This is a genomic window from Streptomyces sp. NPDC057002, from assembly GCF_042673825.1.
GTDB lineage: Bacteria > Actinomycetota > Actinomycetes > Streptomycetales > Streptomycetaceae > Streptomyces.
Genome location: NZ_JBHURZ010000002.1, coordinates 268260 through 288988, shown reverse-complemented (window position 1 = coordinate 288988; position 20729 = coordinate 268260). Strand labels below are relative to the sequence as shown.

Below are 20729 nucleotides of genomic sequence, written 5' to 3'. Positions count from 1 at the left end.
TTCCGCTCACTCCGGCAAGGGCCGGTCGTCGACCACGTGCTTCATGACGAGGGTGGACGTCAGCCGCTGGATGCCGGGGAGGCGGGCGAGCTGCTGGTCGTAGAGCTGCTGGAAGGCGGCGAGGTCGGTGGTGGCGACGCGCAGGAGGTAGTCGGGGTCGCCGAACAGGCGCTGGGCCTGGAGCACGTGCGGCACGGCGGACACCGCCTCCTCGAAGGCGGTGACGGTGTCGGCGTCCTCCCGGCGCATGGTGACGAAGACGAGGGCCTCGAAATCGAGGCCCACGGCGGCCGGATCGACGACCGCCCGGTAGCCGCGGATCGCCCCCTCGCGTTCGAGATCGCGCAGGCGGCGGTGGCAGGGAGAGACGCTCAGCTTCACTCGGGCGGCCAGCTCGGTGACCGTGAGACGGCCGTCCAACTGCAGCTCGGTAAGAATTTTCCGGTCCAGGGCATCCATGGAGAAGCTTCTGCCCCAGATCGCGCGATCAAGGGGTAAAGAAGGGAACACTTTCGGGCAGATCCGACCTAGCCTTTCTCATGCGACACCGCATGTGAGAGGGGCCCATCCATGGACACGACGACGCTGGCGGCATTCCTGGCAGTGGATCTGCTGCTGATATTCACCCCTGGCGCGGATTGGGCCTACGCGATCTCGGCGGGTCTTCGGGACCGGTCGGTCGTGCCGGCGGTCGCCGGGCTGGTGGCCGGATACGCCGGATACACCCTGCTCGCGGTCGCGGGGCTGGTGGTGATCGTGGCGAGTTCGGGGACCCTGCTGACCGCGCTGACCGTGGCGGGAGCCGGCTATCTGGTGTGGCTCGGCTGGGGCGTGCTGCGGCAGCCGGCCGCCCTCGCGGCCTCCGAGGCAGAGGTGGGTGCCGCCTCGGGGGCGGGCGCCTCCCGCTTGCGGATCATGCTCAAGGGAGCCGGGATCAGCGGCCTCAACCCGAAGGCGCTGCTCCTCTACTTCTCGCTGTTCCCGCAGTTCATCGACCCCGCGGGCGGCTGGCCGGTGGCTACGCAGACCGGCCTGTTCGGCACGCTGCACATGACCGCCTGCGCCGTCGTCTATCTAGGCGTGGGCGTCCTGGCCCGTACGGTCCTGAGCACCAGGCCCTCCGCGGCCCGGGCGGTCACCCGCGCCTCGGGTGCGCTGATGATCGCCATCGGCGGGTTCCTGCTGTTGGAACGCCTCGTCGGCTGACGCCCGGCGCACCCTGGTACGTACCCTCCCGATGTCCGCCGAAGGAGAGCACGTGGAAGAGCAGGCGCAGCAGGAACTGACGAGCCCGGAGACGGAGGCCCGTGTCCGGGAGAGCTTCGGGCAGCAGGGGCTGATGACACACCTGGGCGCCCGGATCACGCGGGTCACGCCCGGCCGCGTCGACATCGGGGCGTCCAGGACGGCCGGCGGGGGCTCGTCGCGAGCGGACAGCAGACCCTGATCCGTGTGAACCCGGCCTGAGACACGCCGACCGGGCCCGCGGGCGTCAGCGGAGGATCACCGTGCGTCTGCCCTGGACGAACACCCGGCCCTCGCAGTGCCAGCGGACCGCCCGGGCCAGGGCCGCCGACTCCGCGTCCCGGCCGATGGCGACGAGGTCCTCGGGGGTGTGGCTGTGGCCGACGTCCCTGACCTCCTGGGCGATGATCGGGCCCTCGTCGAGGTCGGCGGTGACGTAGTGGGCGGTCGCGCCGACGAGCTTGACGCCGCGTTCGTGCGCCTGGTGGTAGGGCTTGGCGCCCTTGAAGCTCGGCAGGAACGAGTGGTGGATGTTGATCGCCCGGCCGGCCAGCCGGGAGCACAGACCGTCCGAGAGGACCTGCATATAGCGCGCCAGCACGACCAGGTCGACGTCGAGCGAGTCGACGAGGCCGAGGAGCCGGGCCTCGGCCTCGGGTTTGGTCGCTGCGGTGACCGGGACGTGGAAGAACGGGATGCCGTGCCAGGTGACGAGGGCCTCGTGGTCGCGGTGGTTGGAGACCACCGCGACCACGTCGACGGGCAGGTCACCGCTGCGGGCGCGGAAGAGCAGGTCGTTGAGGCAGTGGCCGTAGCGGGACACCATGACCAGCACGCGCCGCCGGGTGCTGACGGGTTCGAGAAGCCACCGCATGGCGAAGGGGGCGGCCACGGCGGCGAAGTCGCGGCACAGGGACTCCGTCACGGTCTCGCCGCCGGCGGCGGCGAAGCGCACCCGCATGAAGAAGTGGCCGTCGCGGCGGTCGCCGAACTGCTGGTTGTCGATGATGTCGCTGCCGTGCTCCAGCAGGAACCGCGAGACGGCGTGGACGATGCCGGGGGCCTCGGGGCAGTCGAGGGTCAGGACATGCTCTGTCTGGGGTGACGCTGTCTGTGGTGAGGTGCTCATCAGGGCACCTCCGCGCCACGGAACTCGCTCATCGCGTCGATGAGCCAGCGCGCCAGGTGGTCGGCGAACGAGGAGCGCGGGAGCAGGTGATAGGCCGGCGCGTCGTCGATCTGCCGGAGCAGTACGGCGACCGGGCCCACCGTGGTCGACACCGCCCGGCCCGCACCGAAGGCCCGGGGGTGCAGATCCAGGGGGCAGCCCTTCTCCAGCACCTGCCGGGCGGACGGGCCGCGCAGCTCCAGCACGGTGCGGTTGGCGGAGACGTCCACGACCGAGCCCGGGTCTGCCCCGAGTGCCTCGCGCAACTCGGCGGTCACAGCGGTCCCGTCGGCCCGGGAGATGACGAGCCACTCGTCGGGTCCCAGCCAGACGGCCGTGTGCGGGCCCGACGCGGTGGTGTGCCCGCACTCGCGCGGGAGCCTCGTCCCCAGGGTCTTCTCGATCCGTTCGGCCGTCTCGGAAGCGGGGTCGACGCGCACGTTCACCATGGTGAGGAACGGCCGCTCCGTGAGGGTGACGCCCCGGGCGCCGGTGACGGCGGCGGCCCGCATCCGGTCCTCCAGATGTTCCAGGGGACTCCTGCGCAGGGCCACCGGGCCCGTGTCGATCGTCGGCTCAGCCATCTCGCTTGGTCCCTTCGGGGTCGTAGAGGACGCACTCGGCCACCTCGACGGGCACCAGGTCCTCGCCCACCGGAGCGAGCAGGGTCTCGCCGATCCTGGCCCGTCCGTCGGCGACGAGGGCGAGGGCGAAGGGGCGGCCGAGGGCCGGGCTGTGGTAGCTGGAGGTGACGTGGCCGAGCATCGGCACCGGCCCGGCCTCGGGGGTGATCGGCACGTCCGGCGCGACGAGTTGGGTGCCTTCGGGCAGCCGGGTCGTGCGGTCGCTCGGCAGCAGGCCGACCAGGTGCTTGCGGTCGGTGCGGGAGGTGTCCGGGCGGGCGAAGGACCGCTTTCCGATGAAGTCCTTCTGCTTCGAGACCACCCAGGACATGCCCGCGTCCTGCGGGGTGACGGTGCCGTCGGTGTCCTGGCCGACGATGATGTAGCCCTTCTCGGCCCGCAGGACGTGCATGGTCTCGGTGCCGTAGGGGGTGATGCCGTACGGCCGGCCGACCGCGTCCACCTCCTCCCACACCGCGAGGCCGTACCACGCAAAGACGTTGATCTCGTAGGCGAGTTCGCCGGAGAAGGAGATCCGGCAGATGCGGGCCGGGATGCCGGAGGCCAGGGTGGTCTCGCGGAAGGCCATGAACGGGAAGGCCTCGTTGGACAGGTCGACGTCGGGGGCGAGATGGGCGACGACCTCGCGCGACTGCGGCCCGACGACGGCGATCGTCGCCCACTGCTCGGTCACCGAGGTGCAGTGGACGTCGAGTCCGGGCCATTCGGTCTGGAGCCACTCCTCCAGCCAGTCCAGGACCCCGGCGGCGCCGCCGGTCGTGGTGGTCATGAAGTAGCGGTCGTCGTCGAGGCGGAGTGTCACACCGTCGTCGAAGATCATGCCGTCGGGCTTGCACATCACGCCGTAGCGGGCCATGCCGGGCTTCAGCTTCTTGAAGGCGTTGGTATAGACGCGGTTGAGGAACTCGCCCGCGTCCGCGCCCCGGATCTCGATCTTGCCGAGGGTGGAGGCGTCCATGAACGCCACCCCCTCGCGGGCCGCTCGGCACTCCCGGGCGACGGCCGTCTCCATGTCCTCATCGTGCTGCGGGTAGTACCGGGGGCGCTTCCACTGCCCGACGTCCTCGAACTCCGCGCCGTGCGCGACATGCCAGCCGTGGATCGAGGTGGTGCGCTCCGGGTCGAACAGCTCACCGCGCTCACGCCCGGCCAGCGCGGCGAAGGCGATCGGTGTGTAGGGCGCCCGGTAGGCCGTGGTGCCGATCTCGCCGGGCGCACCGCCGAGGATCTCGGCGATCACCCCGATCGCGTTGACGCCGGACGTCTTGCCCTGGTCGTTGGCCGTGCCGAGCGAGGTGTAGCGCTTGACGTGCTCGACGCCCCGCAACCCGGCGCCGGTCGAGCGCAGGACGTCGGCGACGGTGACATCGCGTTGCAGGTCGACGAAGTGGGTGTCCCAGGAGTCACCGGGGACCAGCCACAGGGCGCGCACCTCGGAGCGCTCCGGCTCGGACCGAGCCGGCGGCACCCGCACCGGGAACCCGGCCTCCGTCGCGGCCAGCGCACCCGCCCGCGCTCCCTCGGCCAGACAGCCGTCGAGGTCGTACGCCCCCCGCGCCGCCCCCACGACCTGTTGATCCCGTACGGCGCCCTCGGGAACGAACGCGACCAGTTCCTCGTCCCAGCGCAGCCGCCCCTGCCGCTGGCTGTGCAGATGCACCACCGGGCTCCACCCGCCCGACACGGCGAGCAAGTCGCAGTCGAACGACTCCGGTTCACCTCCGTCGAGGGCCCGGACAGTGACACCCGTGATCCGTCCCTCTCCCTCGGTCCCGGCCACCGCGCTGCCCGTCAGCACCCGTACCCCGGTCGCCGCGGCGGCCTCGGCGGCCCGGGGGGACAGCTCGGCGCGCGCGTCCACGACGGCCGCGACGGGGATGCCCGCGTCGTGCAGATCGACGACCGTGTCGTAAGCGCTGTCGTTGGTGGTGCTCACCACGGCCCGCGAACCCGGCGCCACGGCATACCGGTTGAGGTACGTCCGCACGGCCCCGGCGAGCATCACCCCGGGCCGGTCGTTGCCGGCGAAGACCAGCGGACGCTCGTGCGCGCCGGTCGCCAGGACCACCTGACGGGCCCGGATGTGCCACAGCCGTTGCCGGGAGACGCCTTCCAGCGTTCCGAGGTGGTCGGTGCGCCGCTGGAGAGCGAGCACGTAGTTGTCGTCGTAGGAGCCGAAGGCCGTGGTGCGGGGCAGCACGACGACCTCGGGGGCGGCGTCGAGGGCCGCCCGGACGTCGGCGACCCACTCGGTGTCAGAGAACAGTGAACCGCCGGGCTCGGGCTGGTCGTCGACGAGGATCACGCGGGCGCCGGAGCCGGCGGCAGCGGCGGCGGCCGCGAGTCCGGCCGGACCGGCGCCGACGATCAGGACGTCGGTGTGGACGAACTTCTTGTCGTAGACGGCGGGGTCGGGGGTCGGGTCGAGCCTGCCCATCCCGGAGAGGGTGGTGGCGGACAGGCCGTCGTACAGCTCCACCGTCGTCGCCGGGAGCATGCCCTCCGAGCACGGGCCGTCGAGCTGCACCAGGGCGTTGGGCTCCTCGGCACCCGCGGCGACGATGCCGCGCGGGCGGCCCCGGTACAGGGACGGGGCGACCTCGACGAGGCCGTTCGCCAGCATGGCCGAGGCGAGGGTGTCGCCGGGGTGGCCGGTCAGTTCCCGGCCGTCGACGGTGAACCGCAGCACGGTGCCGCGGTCGATACGGCCCCCCTGCGGGAGCCGGAAGCGCTGTTCGGTCATCGGTTCCCTCCGGGACGGGGCTCGTCGAGGCGGTACGAGGTCAGCACCTCGTGGGTGGCGGTGTCGCGCAGGACGTTGAACCAGCGGCGGCAGCCGATGCCGTGCATCCACCGTTCCGCGAAGGGGCCCTTGGGGTTGTCCCGGTAGAAGACGTACGCGGCCCACTGCTCGTCGGTGAGCTCGCCCGGGTTCTCGGGGTGGGGGACGTGGGCCTGGCCGCCGTAGTGGTACTCGGTCTCGTTGCGCGGACCGCACCAGGGGCAGGTGATGAGCAGCACGGTGGTGTCCTCCTCAGTGGGCCACGGCCGCTGCGCCGTGTTCGTCGATCAGGGCGCCCGTCGTGAAGCGTTCGAGGGCGAACGGGGCGTTCAGCGGATGCGGCTCGCCCGTGGCGAGGGTGTGCGCGAAGGTCCAGCCGGCGGCCGGGGTGGCCTTGAAACCGCCGGTGCCCCAGCCGCAGTTGACGTACAGGTTCTCGACGGGGGTCCTGCCGATGATCGGGGACGCGTCCGGGGTGACGTCGACGATCCCGCCCCAGGTGCGCAGGACGTGCGCGCGGGCGAAGACGGGGAACAGCTCGACGGCGGCAGCCATCTGCTGCTCGATGACGTGGAAGGAGCCGCGCTGCCCGTAGCCGTTGTAGGAGTCGACGCCCGCGCCCATCACCAGCTCGCCCTTGTGGGCCTGGGAGACGTAGACATGGACGTGGTTCGACATCACCACCGTCGGGTGCACCGGCTCGTGCAGCTCGGAGACCAGCGCCTGGAGCGGATGGGACTGTACCGGCAGCCGCACGCCCGCCCGCTCGGCCAGCACACTGCTGTGCCCGGCCGCCGCGAGACCGACCCGGCCGGCGTGGATGCGTCCGCGGTTGGTCTCGACGCCCACGACGCGGTCGCCGTCCTTGAGGAACCCGGTGACCTCGCAGCCCTGGATCAGGTCCACGCCCAGCTCGTCGGCGCGGCGGGCCAGCGCCCAGGCGACGTGGTCGTGCTTGGCGATGCCGGCCCGGGGCTGGAAGGTGGCGCCGAGGACCGGATAGCGGGTGCGGGACGAGACGTTGAGGATGGGGCAGACCTTGGCGACCTCGTCCGGTTCGAGCCACTCGGCGTCGACTCCGTTGAGACGGTTGGCGTTGGCCCGGCGCACGCCTTCGCGGACGTCCTGGAGGGTGTGCGCGAGGTTGAGGACGCCTCGCTGGCTGAACAGGAAGTCGTAGTCCAGCTCCTCGGGGAGCCGCTCCCACAGCTTCAGCGCGTGTTCGTAGATCGCCGCGCTCTCGTCCCAGAGGTAGTTGGAGCGGATGATCGTGGTGTTGCGGGCCATGTTGCCGCCGGCCAGCCAGCCCTTCTCCAGGACGGCGACCTTGGTGATGCCGTGGTTCTTGGCGAGGTAGTAGGCCGTGGCCAGGCCGTGGCCGCCCGCGCCGACGATGACGACGTCGTACGAGGAGCGCGGCTCGGGGGTGCGCCACAGGAAGTCCGGGTGCTCCGGCAGCGGCTGGGCGGTCATGTCGCGCCTCCGTTCGCGTGGGACAGGTGGGGATAGAGGGGGAAGGCGGCGGCGAGCCTGCCGACCCGGCCGCGCAGTGCGTCTTCGGGCTGTTCGCCCTTGAGGGCCTGGGCGATGATGTCGGCGACCTCCCTGAACTCCGTGTCGCCGAAGCCGCGGGTGGCCAGGGCCGGGGTGCCGATCCGCAGCCCGGACGAGACCATCGGCGGGCGTGGGTCGAACGGCACCGCGTTGCGGTTGACGGTGATGCCGACGCGGTGCAGCCGGTCCTCGGCCTGCCGGCCGTCGAGCGCGGAGTTCCGCAGGTCGACGAGGACCAGGTGGACTTCGGTGCCGCCGGTGAGCACCGTGATCCCGGCCTCGGCCACATCGTCGGAGAGCAGCCGTCCGGCGAGGATGCGGGCGCCGTGCAGGGTGCGCTGCTGGCGCTCCTTGAACTCCTCCCCCGCCGCCACCTTGAAGGCGACCGCCTTCGCCGCGATGACATGCTCCAGCGGGCCGCCCTGCTGGCCGGGGAAGACCGCCGAGTCGATCTTCTTGGCCAGGCCGGCCCGGCTGAGGATCACGCCGCCGCGCGGGCCGCCGAGGGTCTTGTGCGTGGTGGTCGTGACGACGTCGGCGTACGGCACCGGGTTGGGGTGGAGGCCCGCTGCCACCAGCCCCGCGAAGTGGGCCATGTCCACGAGGAGATACGCGCCCACCCGGTCGGCGATCCTTCGGAACGCGGCGAAGTCCAGCCGCCGGGAGTAGGCCGACCAGCCGGCGACGATCATCCTGGGCCGGTGCGCGAGGGCGAGTTGCTCGACCTCGTCCATGTCGACGCGCAGATCGGACGCGCGCACGTGGTACGGCACGACGTCGTACAGCTTGCCGGAGTAGTTGAGGCGCATGCCGTGGGTCAGGTGACCGCCGTGCGCCAGGTCGAGCCCGAGGATCGTGTCGCCCGGCTTGAGCAGCGCGGACATCGCGGCGGCGTTGGCCTGGGCGCCGGAGTGCGGCTGCACGTTGGCGTGCTCGGCGCCGAACAGCTCCTTCACCCGGGCGATGGCCAACCGCTCGACGGCGTCGACGTGTGCGCAGCCGCCGTAGTAGCGGCGGCCCGGGTAGCCCTCGGCGTACTTGTTGGTGAGGACCGAGCCCTGGGCCTCCATGACGGCGGCCGGGGCGAAGTTCTCCGAGGCGATCATCTCGAGGGTGGACTGCTGGCGGTGCAGCTCGGCGTGCACGGCGGTGGCGACGTCCGGGTCGAGTTCGCCGAGCGGAAGGGCGAGGGGGGAGGCGAGTGTGCTGGTCGACGGGCTGGTTGCCATCTGTGCACCATCCTGGTGGCCGACTAATGCGCAACTGATATATCAGACTCTGCGGTACGGTATGGGAGCTCGCCGGACAGGTCAAGGGGGCATTCATGCAGCAGCTGGCGACCGAGCCCGCAGACGGGGCGCCCGGGGGCGAGGAGCTGTCGCTCGCCGAGCGCGCCTACCGCGCCATCCGCGACCGGCTCGTCATGCTCGAGATCCGCCCGGGCGCGCCGATCCACGAGGAACAGCTGGGTCAGTCCCTCGGCGTCGGACGGACGCCGGTGCGCGAGGCGCTCAAGCGGCTCCAGTACGAGCGGCTGATCACGACCTTCCCCCGGCGCGGCACCTTCGCCACCGAGGTCAACATCACGGATCTGGCCCATATCTCCGAGGTGCGCCAGGAGCTGGAGCCGCTGGCCGCCGCCCAGGCCGCGCGCCGCGCCACGGCCACGGACCGGGCGGTCCTGACGGCCCTGCGACAGGAGCTCGAGAGCGCGCATTCAGGCCGGCACGACGACAGCGAGCTCATGCGTCTGGACCTCCAGGTCCACCGCGCCGTCTACGCCGCCGCGCACAACCCCTACCTGGAGGACACCCTCGTCCGCCACGACAACCTCGCCACCCGCATCTGGTGCCTGTTCCTCGACCGCCTGTCGGACATGGCCGGCCACGTCGAGGAGCACGGGCCGTTGATCGAGGCGATCGTGGCGGGTGAGCCGGAGAAGGCGGCACAGCTCGCCCGCGGCCATGTCGAGGGGTTCGAGCGGGCTATCCGCGCGGCCATCTGACGACGCGACGGGTTCAGCCCAGGCGGGGCCGTCCCGCCAGCGTTGCCCACAGGTGCGGGGCGATGTCGTCCTCGGGGAGCTGGGCGATCATGTAGCGGACACAGCGTTCGATCTTGACCCGCCACAGCCGGGCCGCCTCGTTCCCGTCGGCGTCGCGCAGGGCGTCATGGACGGCGGTGTCCTCGTCGGTGATGGTGTCGAACGCCTGGCTGTAGTCCATGTCCAGCATCGTGACGAACATCCGCAGCCGGGCCGTGAGGTGCTCGAAGGTACGGGCCGCCTGCGGAAGGTCGGCGGTACGGGCCAGGGCGTCCTGAAACCACAGGTCGACCTCCCGCAGCCGGGCGTGGTCCTTGTCCCGGGCGGCGGCGCGGACCTCCTCGAGAGCGGCCGACGCCGGGGCGAGGTGCTCGGGGCCGAGCATGGCGACACGGCGGATGAGCAGCGCGCCGAGGCTGGCGCGCAGCGCGTAGAGGTCGAGGACGTCCTTCGCCGTGAGGCCCGGGACGGCGGTCGCGCCGCCCGGGAGCGGATCGAGCATGCCCTCCTCGGCCAAGGTCCGCAGACCGGCGCGGACGACTCGGCGGGAGAGGCCGAGGCGTGCCGCGAGCGGTGCCTCCCGGACGCGTTCGCCGGGCCGGTGGCCATCGGTGAGGACGGCATCGCGCAGCAGGCCGACGACGGGATCGGTGGTGACGGGCGCACCGGGCGGGGCGTCGGAGGGTGTGATCCGGGTCGCCGTGTAGAAGCCGGGGCCGCCGACTGCGCGCGCGTCCGGGGCATTCGAGTCGTTGCCACGGCCGCGGATCGACGGAGTGTCGTACGAGGGGCATGGTGCGGCGACCCGGGTGAAGGGGGCGGCCGCGGGGGTCCAGGTGGTGGACCAGGTGAGGAGCGCGTCGCGGAGCCGGTGCGGATCGGGCGCGGCCTCCCGGGGAGCGTGCCCGTCGGCGGCGAGGAGGCGCAGGGCCTCGTCGGCCCAGGCCGCCGGGGTGGGCGGGCGGTGCCAGCGCGGGCGAGGATGCCCGGACGGGTCCTGGTGGTGGAGGTCTTCGTACGCCTCCGCCGGTACGCCAAGGGCCAGCAGGTGGACGGCTGCCCCGGCACCGGCCGCTGACCGCACCTGCTCCAGGAAGGCGCGCAGGGCGGGGCGGCCCGCGCCGGGCACCTCCCCGTCGCCACGCAGCGCGGCGAAGCCGCAGGCCACGGAGAGGACATGGGCCGCCTCCCGGTCCTGGCCGGACAACCGGCTTCCGGCCGTCGTCGAGGAGCGGCGTCCGTCCCGTACGGCCAGCACGCACACCGGCGGGGCGACGAACAGACCGATCCACTCCCCGGCCCGCTCCGGCAGGGACCAAGCCCGGCGCGGCCCGGCCGCGGCGCGTGCCCCGGGGCGGATGCCGTAGGTCCGCCAGACCCGGCTCACCGTGCTCTGGCTCAGGCCGGTCTCGGCCGCCATGGAACGGGTCGACCAGTACGGCCGGGCGCCGGCCGGCGGTGGGGTGAGCGTGCGGACGAGGACGTGCGCCACGGTGTCGTCGTCGGCCGTGGGAGGCCGCCCGGGTCGGGGCTGCTCGTCCAGGCCGGCCAGCCGGTCGGCGAGGAACCGGGCGCGCCACTTGCCGACCATGTCGCGGGAGATGCCGAGGTGTTCGGCCACGGCGGTGTTGGTGGACTCGTGCTCGCAGGCCAGCACGATCCGGGCGCGCAGGGCACGGGCCTGAGAGCAGGTGCGGCTGCGCGTCCAGGTCAGCAGCGCGGCCCGTTCCTCCTCGGTGAGGAGCACGGCGTCGCGGGGGCGGCCGGGCATGGCGGGAACCGTAGCCGAACTTCCGACTCGGACACACCCCCGCGACCGGGGAAACGGCGGAGGCGTTGTTGGCAGCCCGTGGCCTTCACATACTTCGTTGCCATCCGGCCGCCACGCTGCCGGCGTCCCCACGACACCGCGAGTTCGCCGCGACCCGGGCCGGCAGGCTCGCCGGGCGGCGCTCGTGCCATCGGCAACCGCACATCAACCCCGACCAGGCCTCCTGGACGCAGCCTCGCACAGGCACGTCCGGGAACCGCTCCCGGAGGCTGTGATGACCCCGACCGCAGGAAACCGACTGGATGACGCGCCCCTGTCGCGCTTCCACAAGAAACTCGCGCTGTACTCCTCCGGAGGCCCGTTCCTCGACGGCTACGTCCTGAGCATCATCGGCGTCGCCATGACGCAGATATCGCCCCAACTGGACCTGTCCGACTCCGCCCAGGGGCTGATCGGCGCGTCCGCGCTCATCGGGATCTTCCTGGGCGCGTTCCTGGGCGGCTGGCTGACGGACAGGTTCGGCCGGCAACTGCTCTACACCATCGACCTGATCGCCATCATCGTCTGCTCCGTCGCCCAGTTCTGGGCCTCCGACCCGGTGTGGCTGTTCATCCTGCGGCTGCTGATCGGCATGGCGGTCGGAGCGGACTACCCCATCGCCACCTCGCTGCTGGCCGAGTTCACCCCGCGCCGCTACCGGGGCCCGCTGCTGGGCGGTCTGGTCGTCATGTGGTTCGTCGGCGCCGCAACCGCCTACATCGTCGGCGAGATCCTGCTGTCCGTCGGCGACGACGGCTGGCGCTGGATGCTGGCCAGCGCCACGCTGCCCGCCACGGTCATCGTGCTGCTGCGCCACGGCACGCCCGAGTCACCGCGCTGGCTGGCGAACAAGGGCCGCACCGAGGAGGCCGAGGCGGTCCTGAGGAAGGTCTACGGCCCGGACGTCACGATCGCCGATCTGCCGGACGAATCGGAACAGCGCGAGAACGTCGACATCAAGGCGATCCTGCGGTCCGGCTACGGCGGGCGGATGCTCTACATCTCCGTCTTCTGGACCTGTTCCATCGTGCCGCTCTTCGCGATCTACGCCTTCGGCCCGAAGATCCTGGACGCGCTCCAGCTGGAGGGCGGGCTCGCCAACATCGGCGAAGCCATGATCACCGTGATGTTCCTCATCGGCTGTGTGATCGCCCTGCTCGGCGTGAACCGCATGGGCCGCCGGCCCCTGGTCATCCACAGTTTCGTCTGGTCGGGCCTGGCCCTGCTGCTGCTCGGCATCTTCCCCGACGCCCCCTCAGGCGTGATCATGACGCTGTTCGCCCTGTACGCGGTCATCATCGGCGGCACCCAGATCCTCCAGTGGATCTACCCGAACGAGCTGTTCCCGACGGAGGTGCGCGGCTCCGCCGTCGGGCTCGCCTCCTCGGCCAGCCGGATCGGCGCCGCCGTCGGCACGTACCTGGTCCCCCTGGCCCTGACCTCCTGGGGCGTCGGCGGCACCATGCTCGCGGCCGCCGCCATCAGCCTCCTCGGCGCCGTCGTCTCGGTCTTCTGGGCGCCCGAGACCCGCGGCATGGCCCTGCACGAGTCCGCCGCGCTGACTCCGCCACGCGAGACGCCGGTCGGCCGTCCCGCCAACGCCTGACCGTCCGCCGGGGCCCTCGCCACCCGGTGAGGGCCCCGGCGGGCCCCGCATCCTCATCCCCGCAACCGTGCTGGAGGACACCGATGAAGGACGTAGTGATCGTGGGCGGCGGCATCGCCGGACTGGCCGCCGGCTGGCGCCTGCGGCACTGGGACACGCTCCTGCTGGAGTCGCAGGGCAGGGTCGGCGGCCGCATCCGCTCGGAGCGCCGCGGACCGTACTGGCTCAACTGGGGCGGGCACGTCTACGCCGGCGGCAACTCGGCGACGGCCTGGCTGCTGAACAGCACCGGTGTCGACTCGGTCCCGGTGCCCGGCTCGCTGGCCGGGCTGTCGATGAACGGCAAACTGCTGCTCAAGGGCCGGGTGGAGAGCTATCCGTTCCGCATTCCGATGCCGATGGCGGCACGCGTCGGCATGGTCGGGGCGGGCGCCAAGGTCGCCCTGTCGGTGGCCCGCTACGCCCGGGTGGTGCGCCGGCGCCGGGGCGAGAGCGCGGCCCAACGCCAGCAGCGCGTCTACGACTTCATGAACGACCGGTCCTTCAAGGACTTCATCGGCGACCTGCCCGAGGACGCCGAGGCCCTGTTCAAACCGACGGTGACCCGGTCCGCCGCCGACATCGACCAGCTCTCGGCCGGCGCCGGCGTCGGCTACTTCAGCCTGGTGTGGAACATCGGCGGCGGCCTCTCGCAGAGCATCCTCGGCGGCCCGTCCACCCTCACCGAGCGCATCGCCGCGTCCCTGGCCGGCCGGGTGCGGCTGAACGCGACCGTCGACGAGATCGTGCAGAAGAACGGCTCCGTCGTGGTCCGATACCGGCAGGACGGCGCCGAGCGGGAGGTCGAGGCGCGCTGCGTGGTCCTGGCCACGCCCGCCACGGTCAGCCACCGGGTCGCGGTCGATCTGGACCGTGACGTCCGCGAAGCCCTGTCGAAGATCGTCTACGGCCCGTATGTGAGCGCGGCGTTCCTCACCGACGAGACCGGACCTCAGGTCTGGGACGACGCCTACGCCATCGCCACCCCGAAGCGGTCCTTCAACGTCGCGCTGAACCTGTCCAACATCGCGCGCGGTGAGGAGGCGGAACGCCGGCCGGGCAGCAGCCTCATGACGTTCTCGCCGGGCAGTCTGGCGCGGGATCTGCTGGAGCACGACGACGACAAGATCCGCCGGATCTACCTCGACGACCTGGACCAGGTGCTGCCGGGCTGCGCCGACAAGGTGGTCGAGGCCGAGGTGCAGCGCTGGCCCACCGGCGCGCCGTACTGCTTCCCCGGCCGCGGGAGGCTCCAGCAGACGCTGACCCGCCGCTCCGGCCGGGTGCTGCTGGCCGGTGACTACCTCGGCACCCTCTACACCGAGACCGCGATCCAGACCGGCCTGTCCGCCGCGCAGGAGGCACAGAGCCTGCTGGCCACCGACCGGCAGGCGATCCCGCGGGACCTGACCGCGCTCGCCCCGTGACCCCACCGCCCCGTCCACAGCATCACCCGAGGAGAGTCGAAGACATGTCGTCACAGCTGAGCGGTGTCCTCACCGCCCTGGCCACCCCGTTCGCACCGGACGGGGAGATCGAGGAGAAGACACTGCGCCGCCTGGTCGACCGCAGCGTCGACGGCGGGGTCGGCGGTGTCGTCGCCTGCGGATCGACCGGTGAGTTCGCGGCGCTGAGCGGGGCCGAACGCCGCCGCGTGGTCGAGACCGTCATCGACCAGACGGCCGGGCGTGTGCCGGTGGTCGCGCAGACCGGCGCGCTGAGCACCGGGGAAGCGGTCGGACTGTCCCGGCACGCGCAGTCCGCCGGCGCCTCGGTCCTCATGGTCGTCGCCCCGTACTACGAGCCGCTCACGCTCGACGAGACGCTGCGCTACCTGCGCACGGTCGCCGACGCCGTGGACGTTCCGGTCATGCTCTACAACCTGCCGGGCGCCACGGGTGTGAATCTCTCGCCGGACACCGTCGGACAGCTCGCCCGCGAGGTCGGCAACATCCGGTACATCAAGGACACCAGCGCCGACATGGCTCAGGCCGGGCAACTGATCCACCGCCACGGCGACGTCATCTCCACCTTCGTCGGCTGGGACAGCCTCCTGCTGACCGCCGTCGCCGAGGGCGCCGCCGGTGTCATGGCCGGGACCGCGAACGTCATACCGGCCGAACTCGTCTCGGTCCACCGCGCGTTGCGGGCCGGCGACCTCGACCGGGCGCGAGCGGAGTGGGCGCGGATCTACCCGCTGATGGACGCGATCATGTCCGCCCCGTTCATCCCGGCGATCAAGGCCGCCCTGGACGCCGCCGGTGTCCCGGCCGGAGCTCCCCGGGAGCCGCTGCTCGGACTCGACACGGCCACGGCCACACGGATCTCCGCGCTCGTCCAGGCACTTCCCGGGCTGCCCGAAGGGGGCAACTGACCATGACCACCACAGCCCACAGCACAGCGGCCGGAGTCCGGCGCGCTGCGGACGCACCGCCTCTGATCACGTCAGCCGACCTCCCTCCGGCCCGGCACTTCATCGACGGCGCGTTCGTCGACGGCTCGCCCGAGCGGCTCATCGACGTGGTCGATCCCAGTACGGAGGAGGTCATCGCCCGGGTTCCCGAGGGAACCGCCGAGGACATCGACCGCGCGGTCGCCGCAGCGGTGGCGGGCAAGGACCGCTGGGCCCGGCTGGTCCCCAAGGAGCGCTCCGAGGTGCTGCACGCCGTCGCGGACCGGCTGGCCGGGCACACCGGCCTCCTGGCCCGGCTGGAGTCGGCGAACACGGGCAAGCCCCTCGCGGTGTCCAGGGACGACGTCGCCATGACGATCGACACCTTCCGCTTCATGGCCGGTGCCGTGCGCGCGGGCACCTCCATGGCGGCCGGGGAGTACGCCGAGCACCACCTGTCGGTGATCCTGCGGGAACCGCTCGGTGTCATCGGCGTGATCACACCGTGGAACTACCCGCTGCTCATGGCGGCCTGGAAGCTCGCGCCCGTCCTCGCCGCCGGCAACACCTTGGTCGTCAAGCCGTCCGAGCAGACCCCGCTGACCACCCTGAAGTTCGCCGAACTGGTCGCCGATCTCCTGCCGCCCGGCGTGCTGAACGTCGTCAACGGTCACGGCCCGGTCGCCGGAGCCCGGCTCGCCGAGCACCCGGACGTGAACATGATCGCCCTGACCGGCTCGGTCGCCAGCGGTCGTGCGGTGGCCCGGGCCGCCGCCGGGAGCCTGAAGCGGGTGCACCTCGAGCTCGGCGGCAAGGCCCCGGTCGTGATCTTCCCGGACGCCGATCCGGCCGCCGCCGCATCGGCACTGCGCGTCGCGGGCTTCTGGAACGCGGGCCAGGAATGCGGGGCCGCGTGCCGTGTCCTCGTCCACGAGTCGATCGCCGAGGAGTTCGTCGAGAGGCTCGTCGGCGAGGTCCGGACCCTGGCGGTCGGCGAGCCGCGCGCCGGGGAGGACATCGAGGTCGGCCCCATGGTCTCCAGGGCCCACTTCGACCGGGTCACGGGCTTCCTGGAGCGTGCGAAGGCCGAGGGCGTGCGCGTGGCGACCGGCGGCGGGGCACTGGACGGACCGGGCTTCTTCGTGGCCCCGACCGTGCTGGTCGACGTCCCCGAGGGGGCCGAGGTCGCCCGCGAGGAGATCTTCGGCCCGGTCATCACGGTCGAGACCTTCGCCGACGAGGAGGAAGCGGTCCGGCGCGCCAACGACGTCCCCCTGGGCCTGTCGGCCTCCGTCTGGACCGAGAACGCCCGCCGCGCTCACGCCGTCGCCGCGCGCCTCGACTTCGGAACCGTCTGGGTCAACTCCCACCTGGTGCTCGCGAGCGAGGTCCCCTGGGGCGGGTTCAAGGGATCGGGCTACGGCCGCGACCTGTCGGTCTACGCCCTGGACGACTACTCGCGCACCAAGCACGTCATGCACAACCACGAGCGCTGACCCACCCCGGCGGGAGTCGCGGTAGCGGGCGTCCTGCGCGGGTACCCGCTTCCGAATACGGTCAGATACGAGCAGAAAGGGCATAAGACAGGTTGGGATCACCTGCGGAGGCACCGTGGAGGGACGCGTACCGGAGGATCTCGCGGTCGTCGTCGGCGCCCGCGGGGCGATCATGGCGTGGAGCGACGGCGCTAGCCGCCTGCTCGGATACGACGCCGCCGAGATCGTGGGCCGGGCCGTCGGCGGACTGCTCGCCGCCGACCTCCCGGAATCCACACGGCACCATGTCGCCGACGGACAGCGGTGGGCCGGTGAGGTCGCCCTCCGGCACCGGGACGGCCACCGTGTCGTGGTACGGCTGCAGGGAACACCGCTGACGGACGCCGGCCGCGGGCGGCTCTGGCTGGTGACCGGCACCGCACCGGCGCACACGGCGAGGCGGGCCGAGCCGGGAGCCCTGGCCCTGTGGGACCTCACGCTCTCCCAGCTCCCGGTGCCGGTGGCGGTCTACGACCGTGAGGCCCGGCTCGTGGCCGCCAACGCGGTCATGACACAGGTGATGGGCCGGACCGAGGAGGAGATGAAGGGCCTGACCCTGTGGGAGATCCACCCCACCTGGCCCTTCGACGAGTACGACCGCCTCCAGCGGGAGGTCCTGCGCACCGGCGAGACGATCTTCCACGAGGAGCACGGCCTGGCCCCGGGCGAGACCCGGCCGCATGCCTGGTCCATGTACATGTCGCCGTTGAAGGACGAGACCGGCACGGTCCAGGGGCTGTCCGCGACCGTGTTCGACACCACGGAGCAGTCCTGGGCCCGCCGCCGGCTGGCGGTGCTCAACGACGCCAGCCTCCGCATCGGGAGCACCCTGGACGTGGCCCGGACGGCGGACGAGCTGGCCGAGGTGGCGGTGAGCGGGTTCGCGGACTTCGTCACCGTGGACCTGCTGGAGTCCGTCGCCCTGGGTGACGAGCCGGAACCACTGCCGCTGGACGCGCCGGTCACCGTGCGGCGCACCGCGCAGCGGTCGGTGCTGGCGGGCTGCCCCGAGTCGGTGATCCCCTCGGGCGAGACGACGCTCTACCCCGTGGACACGCTGCCGGTGCGGACGCTGGTCGCCGGCCGGGGCACCCGGCACCGGCCGGGCGATCCGGGGATGCGGGAGTGGATCAAGTCCTCGCCCGCCCGCGCCGAGTCCGTGGCCAAGCACATGATCCACTCGGTGATGATGGTGCCGCTGCGCGCCCGGGGGGTGACCCTGGGGCTGGTGCACTTCCTGCGGCACCGGACGCCGGAGCCGTTCAGCGAGGACGATCTGCTGCTCGCGGAGGAGATCGTCGCCAGGGCGGCGGTGAGCGTCGACAACGCCCGCCGCTACACCCGGGAACGCCGTACGGCACTGGCGCTCCAGCGCAGTCTGCTGCCCGACCGGCCTCCGGAGCTGGCGGCCATGGAGGTCGCCTACCGCTATCTGCCGACCGGTTCCGGAGCGGACATCGGCGGCGACTGGTTCGACGTGATCCCGCTGTCCGGCGCCCGGGTCGCCCTGGTCGTGGGCGACGTGGTCGGCCACGGCATCCATGCTTCCGCCACGATGGGCCGGCTGCGGACCGCCGTACGGACGCTCGCGGATGTCGATCTCGCCCCCGACGAGCTGCTCACCCAGCTGGACGATCTCGTCCTCCGGCTCGACCGGGAAGAGGGCCCCGAGGTGCGCGGGCCCACGGCACAGGCGTCGGGGCAGGTCGGAGCGACCTGTCTGTACGCCGTGTACGACCCGGTGTCCCGCCGCTGCACCATGGCCCGCGCCGGGCATCCGCAGCCGGCGCTGGTCACGCCGGACGGCGGCGTACGGTTCCTCGACCTGCCGGCCGGGCCGCCGCTGGGCCTGGGCGGCCTGCCGTTCGAGGCGATCGAGGTGCGGCTGGAGGAGAACAGCCTGCTCGCCCTCTACACCGACGGGCTGATCGAGGCCGCCGACCACGACATCGAGGTCGGGCTCGGCCTGCTGCGCCAGGCGCTGAGCAGCCCCGCCGACGCGCTGGAGGAGACCTGTGACCGGGTGCTGCGGAAAGTACTGGCGGGCCGTTCCGCCGACGACATCGTGCTGATGCTGGCCCGGACCGCCGCGCTCGGCGCCGAGCAGGTGCACACCTGGCAGCTGCCCCCGGACCCCGCCGCCGTGGCCCGGGCCCGCAAGCTGGCGGGCGGACAACTGGCCGCCTGGGGACTGACGGAGGCGGCGTTCACGACGGAGCTGATCGTCAGCGAACTGGTCACCAACGCCCTGCGCTACGGCGGCGCCCCCATCGAACTGCGGCTGATCCGCGACTCGACCCTCATCTGCGAGGTGTCCGACGGCAGCAACACCGCACCCCACCTGCGCCGGGCCCGCGTCTTCGACGAGGGCGGACGCGGCCTGCTCCTCGTCGCCCAGCTCTCCGACCGCTGGGGCACCCGCCAGACCGCCACGGGCAAGACGATCTGGGCGGAACAGCCGCTGCCCGCCGCGCCGTCCCTCTGAGCCGCCGGCCGAACGTGCCCGGGCCGGGAGGCGGGCGTGCCCGAAACGGATTGCCGGCACGTGTGAGGGGTACTCCGACGATCTTGCATGACCGGCCATCGAGCCGGACGTCGGAAGGAGAGCCGTGCCGAATGAGACGGTGAAGAACGTGTTCGTGCTAGGGCTCGACGAGGGCAATCTGCCGACCCTCCGGCAGGTCCCGGGAGCTCACCGGCTGCGTTTTCACCAGCTGCTGACCGTCGAGGAACTCCAGGTGGGGGAGGTACACCTGCCCACGCTGCTGGACAAGGCCCAAGGTGTGCTGGACGCCTTCGACGGGAGCATCGACGCGATCGTCGGCTACTGGGACTTCCCGGTCAGCACCCTCGTCCCGATCCTGAGCGAACGCTACGGAACCCGCAGCACGAGCCTGGAGTCCGTGGTCAAGTGCGAGCACAAGTACTGGAGCCGGCTGGAGCAGCAGAAGGCCACCGACCGGCACCCGCGCTTCGACAGGGTCGACCTGTCGGCCGAGCCGCCGAGCCCGCCGGCGAAGGTGGACTTCCCCATGTGGCTCAAGCCCGCCCTGTCGTACTCCTCCGAGCTCGCTTTCGGAGTCGATGACGAAGAGGAGTTCCGCAAGGCGGTCGCCGAGATCCGCGAGGGCATATCCCGTATCGGGGGCCCCTTCGAGCACATCCTCGAACGCATCGACCTGCCGCCGGAGATGGACGGCGTGGGCGGCCAGGTCTGTCTGGCGGAGGAGTCGATGTCCGGCGTCCAGGTCGCCGTGGAGGGCTATGTCCACCAGGGCGAGGTGACGGTCTACGGGGTCCTGGACTCCATCCAGTACCCGGACTCCCCCTGCTTCCTGCGCCACCAGTACCCCTCGACGCTGCCCCAGCCGGTCATCGACGAACTCCACGACGTCTCCGCGCGTGTGATGCGGCAGATCGGCATGGACGCGGCCACCTTCAGCATCGAGTACTTCTACGACCCGGGGACTCAGGCAATCAGCCTGCTGGAGATCAACCCCCGGCACTCCCAGTCGCACGCGGAGCTGTTCCAGTACGTCGACGGCGTGCCCAACCACCACTGCATGGTCAGCCTCGCCCTCGGCGACGATCCGCGGATGCCGCACGGCGAGGGCCCGTACGCGATGGCGGCGAAGTGGTACCACCGCTGGTTCACCGACGGAGCGGTGCGCCGGGTGCCCGGGCCCGAGGAGATCGCCCGTATCGAGCGGGAGAACCCGGGCGTGCGTATCGAGGTGGTCCCCGACCAGGGCAGCAGGCTCTCGGAGCTCCCCGGACAGGACAGCTACAGCTACGAGTTGGCGCACATCTTCACCGGCGGGGCGGACGAGAAGGAGATGCGCGAGAAGTACGACCACTGCGTGGCCGCCCTGGACCTCGCCGTCGAGGACGCCCCGCGAGAGTAAGGAGC

At 71.8% G+C, this 20729-nt stretch carries 17 protein-coding genes; 9 read left to right on the top strand and 8 right to left on the bottom strand.

Annotation, left to right across the window (positions count from 1 at the left end; translation table 11 throughout):
- Positions 1 to 6: 6 nt before the first annotated feature.
- Positions 7 to 459, bottom strand: coding sequence for an Lrp/AsnC family transcriptional regulator (locus tag ACFT32_RS09450; protein ID WP_382487589.1), 453 nt, complete (start codon positions 457 to 459; stop codon positions 7 to 9).
- A 111-nt stretch (positions 460 to 570) separates the two neighbouring features.
- Here ACFT32_RS09450 and ACFT32_RS09445 point away from each other — a divergent pair, with 111 nt between their 5' ends.
- Entirely contained in the window at positions 571 to 1206 is a 636-nt protein-coding gene (locus ACFT32_RS09445; protein ID WP_382487587.1) for a LysE family translocator, read from the top strand.
- Positions 1207 to 1258: 52 nt separating this feature from the next.
- Positions 1259 to 1447: a hypothetical protein gene (locus tag ACFT32_RS09440; RefSeq protein WP_382487585.1), complete on the top strand. Its 189-nt coding sequence runs from the start codon at positions 1259 to 1261 to the stop codon at positions 1445 to 1447.
- A 45-nt stretch (positions 1448 to 1492) separates the two neighbouring features.
- On the opposite strand, the gene purU is transcribed toward ACFT32_RS09440, so the two are convergent.
- The 6 genes from purU to glyA are packed head-to-tail and all read right to left on the bottom strand — an operon-like array spanning position 1493 to position 8622.
- Positions 1493 to 2374: a formyltetrahydrofolate deformylase gene (gene purU, locus ACFT32_RS09435; RefSeq protein ID WP_382487584.1), complete on the bottom strand. Its 882-nt coding sequence runs from the start codon at positions 2372 to 2374 to the stop codon at positions 1493 to 1495.
- Positions 2374 to 2997, bottom strand: a complete 624-nt coding sequence (locus ACFT32_RS09430; protein ID WP_382487582.1) for a sarcosine oxidase subunit gamma — start codon at positions 2995 to 2997, stop codon at positions 2374 to 2376. The genes purU and ACFT32_RS09430 overlap by 1 nt, the downstream gene beginning before the upstream one ends.
- Positions 2990 to 5800, bottom strand: coding sequence for a sarcosine oxidase subunit alpha family protein (locus tag ACFT32_RS09425; RefSeq protein ID WP_382487580.1), 2811 nt, complete (start codon positions 5798 to 5800; stop codon positions 2990 to 2992). The genes ACFT32_RS09430 and ACFT32_RS09425 overlap by 8 nt, the downstream gene beginning before the upstream one ends.
- A complete protein-coding gene (locus ACFT32_RS09420; RefSeq protein ID WP_382487578.1) occupies positions 5797 to 6078 on the bottom strand; it encodes a sarcosine oxidase subunit delta in 282 nt (93 codons plus the stop codon). The genes ACFT32_RS09425 and ACFT32_RS09420 overlap by 4 nt, the downstream gene beginning before the upstream one ends.
- Before the next feature lie 13 nt (positions 6079 to 6091).
- On the bottom strand, positions 6092 to 7312 hold the full coding sequence (locus ACFT32_RS09415) for a sarcosine oxidase subunit beta family protein (protein ID WP_382487576.1): 1221 nt from the start codon (positions 7310 to 7312) through the stop codon (positions 6092 to 6094).
- Positions 7309 to 8622 carry a serine hydroxymethyltransferase gene (gene glyA, locus ACFT32_RS09410; RefSeq protein WP_382487574.1) on the bottom strand — a complete coding sequence of 438 codons (1314 nt, stop codon included), beginning with the start codon at positions 8620 to 8622 and terminating at the stop codon, positions 7309 to 7311. Before glyA ends, ACFT32_RS09415 begins: the two co-directional genes overlap by 4 nt.
- A gap of 95 nt (positions 8623 to 8717) precedes the next feature.
- Between glyA and ACFT32_RS09405 the strand changes: the two genes are divergently transcribed.
- Entirely contained in the window at positions 8718 to 9398 is a 681-nt protein-coding gene (locus tag ACFT32_RS09405; protein WP_382487573.1) for a GntR family transcriptional regulator, read from the top strand.
- Between the two features lie 13 nt (positions 9399 to 9411).
- On the opposite strand, the gene ACFT32_RS09400 is transcribed toward ACFT32_RS09405, so the two are convergent.
- Complete coding sequence (locus tag ACFT32_RS09400) at positions 9412 to 11208, bottom strand: helix-turn-helix domain-containing protein (protein ID WP_382487571.1); 1797 nt, start codon at positions 11206 to 11208, stop codon at positions 9412 to 9414.
- A gap of 274 nt (positions 11209 to 11482) precedes the next feature.
- Between ACFT32_RS09400 and ACFT32_RS09395 the strand changes: the two genes are divergently transcribed.
- The 6 genes from ACFT32_RS09395 to ACFT32_RS09370 all read left to right on the top strand — a co-directional run bounded on the left by ACFT32_RS09395 (position 11483) and on the right by ACFT32_RS09370 (position 20724).
- A complete protein-coding gene (locus ACFT32_RS09395) occupies positions 11483 to 12853 on the top strand; it encodes an MFS transporter (RefSeq protein ID WP_382487569.1) in 1371 nt (456 codons plus the stop codon).
- A gap of 83 nt (positions 12854 to 12936) precedes the next feature.
- Complete coding sequence (locus ACFT32_RS09390; protein WP_382487567.1) at positions 12937 to 14319, top strand: NAD(P)/FAD-dependent oxidoreductase; 1383 nt, start codon at positions 12937 to 12939, stop codon at positions 14317 to 14319.
- Between the two features lie 44 nt (positions 14320 to 14363).
- On the top strand, positions 14364 to 15266 hold the full coding sequence (locus tag ACFT32_RS09385) for a dihydrodipicolinate synthase family protein (protein ID WP_382487565.1): 903 nt from the start codon (positions 14364 to 14366) through the stop codon (positions 15264 to 15266).
- 2 nt (positions 15267 to 15268) lie between these two features.
- Positions 15269 to 16780 carry an aminobutyraldehyde dehydrogenase gene (locus ACFT32_RS09380; RefSeq protein WP_382487564.1) on the top strand — a complete coding sequence of 504 codons (1512 nt, stop codon included), beginning with the start codon at positions 15269 to 15271 and terminating at the stop codon, positions 16778 to 16780.
- Positions 16781 to 16895: 115 nt separating this feature from the next.
- On the top strand, positions 16896 to 19304 hold the full coding sequence (locus tag ACFT32_RS09375) for a SpoIIE family protein phosphatase (protein WP_382487562.1): 2409 nt from the start codon (positions 16896 to 16898) through the stop codon (positions 19302 to 19304).
- A gap of 124 nt (positions 19305 to 19428) precedes the next feature.
- Positions 19429 to 20724 carry an acetyl-CoA carboxylase biotin carboxylase subunit family protein gene (locus ACFT32_RS09370; protein WP_382487560.1) on the top strand — a complete coding sequence of 432 codons (1296 nt, stop codon included), beginning with the start codon at positions 19429 to 19431 and terminating at the stop codon, positions 20722 to 20724.
- The last annotated feature ends 5 nt before the right edge of the window (positions 20725 to 20729 follow it).

What these genes read in the sequence shown, in the direction of transcription:
- ACFT32_RS09445 (WP_382487587.1), top strand. Translation starts at nt 571, where the DNA reads ATGGACACGACGACGCTGGCGGCATTCCTGGCAGTGGATCTGCTGCTG.
- ACFT32_RS09405 (WP_382487573.1), top strand. Translation starts at nt 8,718, where the DNA reads ATGCAGCAGCTGGCGACCGAGCCCGCAGACGGGGCGCCCGGGGGCGAG.
- ACFT32_RS09395 (WP_382487569.1), top strand. Translation starts at nt 11,483, where the DNA reads ATGACCCCGACCGCAGGAAACCGACTGGATGACGCGCCCCTGTCGCGC.
- ACFT32_RS09385 (WP_382487565.1), top strand. Translation starts at nt 14,364, where the DNA reads ATGTCGTCACAGCTGAGCGGTGTCCTCACCGCCCTGGCCACCCCGTTC.
- glyA (WP_382487574.1), bottom strand. Translation starts at nt 8,622, where the DNA reads ATGGCAACCAGCCCGTCGACCAGCACACTCGCCTCCCCCCTCGCCCTT.
- ACFT32_RS09425 (WP_382487580.1), bottom strand. Translation starts at nt 5,800, where the DNA reads ATGACCGAACAGCGCTTCCGGCTCCCGCAGGGGGGCCGTATCGACCGC.
- ACFT32_RS09415 (WP_382487576.1), bottom strand. Translation starts at nt 7,312, where the DNA reads ATGACCGCCCAGCCGCTGCCGGAGCACCCGGACTTCCTGTGGCGCACC.
- ACFT32_RS09430 (WP_382487582.1), bottom strand. Translation starts at nt 2,997, where the DNA reads ATGGCTGAGCCGACGATCGACACGGGCCCGGTGGCCCTGCGCAGGAGT.
- ACFT32_RS09400 (WP_382487571.1), bottom strand. Translation starts at nt 11,208, where the DNA reads ATGCCCGGCCGCCCCCGCGACGCCGTGCTCCTCACCGAGGAGGAACGG.
- ACFT32_RS09380 (WP_382487564.1), top strand. Translation starts at nt 15,269, where the DNA reads ATGACCACCACAGCCCACAGCACAGCGGCCGGAGTCCGGCGCGCTGCG.
- ACFT32_RS09390 (WP_382487567.1), top strand. Translation starts at nt 12,937, where the DNA reads ATGAAGGACGTAGTGATCGTGGGCGGCGGCATCGCCGGACTGGCCGCC.
- purU (WP_382487584.1), bottom strand. Translation starts at nt 2,374, where the DNA reads ATGAGCACCTCACCACAGACAGCGTCACCCCAGACAGAGCATGTCCTG.
- ACFT32_RS09450 (WP_382487589.1), bottom strand. Translation starts at nt 459, where the DNA reads ATGGATGCCCTGGACCGGAAAATTCTTACCGAGCTGCAGTTGGACGGC.